A 2614-nucleotide genomic window follows, 5' to 3' on the forward strand; every position below is an offset into this window, starting at 1 on the left:
GCCGGATCCTCACCGGTGAGCAGCCCCGCCGCCTGCGCCGCCGCACCGAGCGCGACCAGTTCCCTGGCCTCGGGCACCTGCACGGGCCGTCCCGACAGCCGCCGTACCGTCCGCTGCCAGGCCGTGCCCCGGGCGCCGCCGCCGATCAGCAACAGGGGTGTCGACGGGTCGGCGTCCTCGTCGAGGACGAGGTCCAGCGCCGCCAGGAGGGAGTACACGGCGCCGTCGTAGGCCGCCTGGAGCAGCTGGCCCCCGGTGGTGTCGTGCCGCAGCCCGTGCAGCAGGCCGGAGGAGTGGGGGAGGTTCGGGGTGCGCTCGCCGTCCAGGAAGGGCAGCAGGGTCACGCCGTGGCCGGCCTCGACTGCCTCGCGGTCCAGGCCCAGCAGGGCCGCGACCCGGTCCACGGCGAGTGTGCAGTTGAGGGTGCAGGCCAGCGGCAGCCAGTCGCCGCGCGCGTCGGCGAAGCCCGCCACCGTGCCGGTCGGGTCGGCCTGCCGGTGCCGGGACACGGCGTACACGGTGCCCGAAGTGCCGAGGCTCATCACCGGCGTGCCGGGGCGCACGCCGAGGCCCAGCGCGGCGGCGGCGTTGTCGCCGGTGCCGCAGGCCACCAGGGTTCCCCTGGAGAACGGCAGGTCGTTGCTGTCGCGCACGGTCCCGGCGACCTCGCCGGGCCGCACCACGCGCGGCAGCAGCGCCGGGTCGAGGCCCACCCGCGCGAGGATCTCCTCGTCGTACGCCTCCGTCCCGGACGCCCACCACCCGGTGCCGGAGGCATCGCCGCGGTCGGTCGTGCCGTCACCGGTGAGCCGCTCGGTGAGGTAGTCGTGGGGGAGCCGGACCGCCCTGGTGGCGCGGACCGCGTCCGGCTCGTGCTCCGCCAGCCACGCCCACTTGGTGACCGTGAAGGAGGCGGCCGGCACGCTTCCCGTCCGCTCGGCCCAGAACTGCGCGCCGCCCAGCTCCTCGACCAGCCGGGCCGCCTGCGGCGCGGAACGCACGTCGTTCCACAACAGCGCCGGACGGACCGGGGCCCCCTGCGCGTCCAGGGTCACCAGACCGTGCTGCTGTCCGCCGATCGACACCGCGGCGGCCTCGTGCGCCGCCTCGCCGCACTGGCGCAGGGCCTCGGACAGGGCGTCCCACCACTGGCGCGGATCACTTTCCCGGCCCGCGCCCGAGGTCACCGTGTGCGGGGCCTGGCCGCTCGCGACGACCCTGCCGGTCGCCACGTCGACGACCAGGGCCTTGGTGGACTGGGTGGATGTGTCCACGCCGACGACGAGCGGACCCTCGGCTGCTGACATCGGTCTCTCCCTCTTCCGCGCTCCGGCGGGGTGTGTCTCTTCCCAGAACTGTTCCTGCATACTAATTTGTAAACCGCCATGACGAAATAGTCTCAGCAGCAAGGAGCCGCGGCATGAACTACCAGCCCACCCCCGAGGACAGGTTCACCTTCGGACTGTGGACCGTCGGCTGGCAGGGACGGGACCCCTTCGGCGATGCCACGCGGGGCGCCCTCGACCCGGCCGAGTCGGTCCGGCGCCTGGCCGAGCTGGGCGCCCACGGCGTGACCTTCCACGACGACGACCTCATCCCCTTCGGCTCGAGCGACAGCGAGCGCGAGGAGCACGTCAAGCGGTTCCGGCAGGCGCTGGACGACACCGGCATGAAGGTGCCGATGGCGACCACCAACCTGTTCACCCACCCGGTGTTCAAGGACGGCGGCTTCACCGCCAACGACCGCGAGGTGCGCCGCTACGCGCTGCGCAAGACCATCCGCAACATCGACCTCGCGGTCGAGCTCGGTGCGCAGACCTATGTCGCCTGGGGCGGCCGTGAGGGCGCCGAGTCCGGCGCCGCCAAGGACGTCCGGGTCGCCCTCGACCGCATGAAGGAGGCCTTCGACCTGCTCGGTGAGTACGTCACGGCCCAGGGCTACGACATCCGCTTCGCCATCGAGCCCAAGCCGAACGAGCCGCGCGGCGACATCCTGCTGCCCACCATCGGTCACGCCCTGGCGTTCATCGAGCGCCTCGAGCGGCCGGAGCTGTACGGGGTGAACCCCGAGGTGGGTCACGAGCAGATGGCCGGCCTCAACTTCCCGCACGGCATCGCGCAGGCGCTGTGGGCGGGCAAGCTGTTCCACATCGACCTCAACGGACAGTCCGGCATCAAGTACGACCAGGACCTCCGTTTCGGCGCGGGCGACCTGCGTGCCGCGTTCTGGCTGGTGGACCTGCTGGAGACGGCCGGTTACGAGGGCCCGCGGCACTTCGACTTCAAGCCGCCGCGGACCGAGGACTTCGACGGCGTGTGGGCCTCGGCGGCCGGCTGCATGCGCAACTACCTGATCCTCAAGGAGCGCGCGGCGGCCTTCCGCGCGGACCCGGAGGTGCAGGAGGCGCTGCGCGCGGCCCGTCTGGACGAACTGGCGCAGCCGACGGCCGCCGACGGCCTCCAGGCCCTGCTCGGCGACCGGACCGCCTTCGAGGACTTCGACCCGGACGCGGCCGCCGCCCGGGGCATGGGCTTCGAGCGCCTCGACCAGCTGGCGATGGACCACCTGCTGGGCGCCCGGGGCTGAACCCCAGTCCCCCACCACGCGCGGCGC

2 protein-coding genes are annotated in these 2614 nt (G+C 73.1%); one reads left to right on the forward strand and one right to left on the reverse strand.

Annotation, left to right across the window (positions count from 1 at the left end):
* On the reverse strand, window positions 1-1307 hold a 1307-nt coding region (gene xylB / locus B9S61_RS08835; RefSeq protein ID WP_103541756.1), incomplete at its 3' end, for a xylulokinase.
* Between the two features lie 113 nt (window positions 1308-1420).
* On the opposite strand from xylB, the gene xylA reads away from it, so the two are divergent.
* Complete coding sequence (gene xylA, locus B9S61_RS08840) at window positions 1421-2587, forward strand: xylose isomerase (RefSeq protein ID WP_103541757.1); 1167 nt, start codon at window positions 1421-1423, stop codon at window positions 2585-2587.
* Window positions 2588-2614: the final 27 nt, after the last annotated feature.

It is taken from the genome of Streptomyces sp. SM1 (assembly GCF_002910825.1).
GTDB classification, from domain to species: Bacteria; Actinomycetota; Actinomycetes; order Streptomycetales; family Streptomycetaceae; genus Streptomyces; species Streptomyces okerensis.